This is a genomic window from Vibrio marinisediminis, assembly GCF_014050145.1.
Lineage (GTDB): Bacteria > Pseudomonadota > Gammaproteobacteria > Enterobacterales > Vibrionaceae > Vibrio > Vibrio marinisediminis.
In genome coordinates this window covers 1-237 of the sequence record NZ_JACFYF010000336.1, presented here as the reverse complement: position 1 = coordinate 237, position 237 = coordinate 1, and the positions used below count along the sequence as shown (strand labels likewise).

At 62.0% G+C, this 237-nt stretch carries 1 protein-coding gene; it reads right to left on the bottom strand.

Annotated elements, in window-relative coordinates; genetic code table 11:
* On the bottom strand, positions 1–237 hold a 237-nt coding region (locus H2O73_RS24280), incomplete at both ends, for a type 2 periplasmic-binding domain-containing protein (RefSeq protein WP_220457784.1).

The following is a 237-nucleotide window of genomic DNA, read 5'->3' as shown; positions in this document are numbered from 1 at the left end:
GCTTTGAGTCTCTTCCACGAGCTTTCCGCGCCACTGCCCGCGCAAGACCAGATCCTTCACCACAGCGATGGTCGCCTTCTCAACCTCTGACGAGGCCCGGGTGCGGGGCTTTTCCGGATTTCGGACAAGATACACGGGTCGACTGATCACGGGATCGATGATCTTCGATGACGCGAGTTCGCCGCGGGCCTCAAAATCGCTAGCCGCGGCAGGCGCCAGGATAGTCGACGCGCTGCC